This window comes from Massilia genomosp. 1 (assembly GCF_011682185.1).
GTDB classification, from domain to species: Bacteria; Pseudomonadota; Gammaproteobacteria; order Burkholderiales; family Burkholderiaceae_D; genus Telluria_A; species Telluria_A rubra.
The window spans coordinates 1-1,030 of record NZ_WHJF01000312.1 but is presented as its reverse complement, the minus strand read 5'-3'; the positions used below and the strand labels follow the sequence as shown (position 1 = coordinate 1,030).

Here is a 1,030-nt window from a genome sequence, read left to right as displayed (position 1 = left end):
ACTGAACCCGATTCATCGTCGCCATAATCTTCTCCCGCCTGCGCCACCGCGCACGCATATGCAAGGTTGGACACGTAACGGCGACCAAAGTTCAGTTATGCTGAAGATCAGCGCTAATCACCAAATTGAATGAGTTCAGGCGCAGCTGCGAGAGGCCAAACGGTCGCGCATGCTTGAGTTCCACCGTGAACGCCGCAAGGCTTGCGCGGGCATCGGCGTGGCGCTGGGTGGTGACCTCGACTGGCTTGTAATCAAACATGCAGTTGATGAACAACAGGGCGGCGCCAACGTAGACGCTGCCAAATCCCATGATGCAAACGAAGTACACATGGCGCAAGCGCAAGCGCGATATCAGGCAGGCGAGCAGGAAGCCGCCAGCCAATCCCATCAGGATCAGCGGCCACCACGACACCAGCTCAAACTGTCCCCTCAGGGTCAGATTCAGGGCGTACCCGGGTATAAGCACGATCCACCCGACCTGAAATCGGGATGAACCTTCCGCCTTTGGGCCAAGCGAGTAAAACTGCGGCAGCGTGGCGGCAAGCGCAATGGCAAACAAAGGCACCGCGATCGCCCCCAGTGCCGGCAGCATGGCCTTGTCCAAACCCGCGCCTTGCTCATGCAGCGTGAACAGGCGGTAGGTGAAGATGATGGCCAACACATACAAGATCGCGCCGATCAGGCGATACTGCCAAGGTGCTCTGGAATCGGAAATGTCGGGTAGTTCGGGTGTCATGCAGTGTTCCTGGTACGGTGTTCAACGACAAAAAAGCCCGTTCTCCCGCGCCATTGTCCGGCTGAACCGCCCGTTTTCGACAAATTCCCGTCAATTTGATCGGTTGCGCGGCAAACCTCGCCCTTCAGGGCGGGGCGGGGTCACGAGCGCGAACGGCGCAGCCGTCTGGTTTGGTGCGTCTAGTGCGGCGTCTGCTGCTGTTCGATGTACTGCCGGATAACGGCGATAGGCGCACCGCCGCAGCTACCGGCAAAGCAGGAAGGCGACCATAGCGCGCCGCCCCAAAGCTTCTTG

At 59.3% G+C, this 1,030-nt stretch carries 2 protein-coding genes; both read right to left on the bottom strand.

The window, feature by feature from the left end:
• Nucleotides 1–91 precede the first annotated feature (91 nt).
• Entirely contained in the window at nucleotides 92–736 is a 645-nt protein-coding gene (locus tag F1735_RS33795; RefSeq protein ID WP_167241403.1) for a hypothetical protein, read from the bottom strand.
• 179 nt (nucleotides 737–915) lie between these two features.
• A partial coding sequence (locus F1735_RS33790) for a transposase (protein WP_187364433.1) occupies nucleotides 916–1,030 on the bottom strand: 115 nt, incomplete at its 5' end.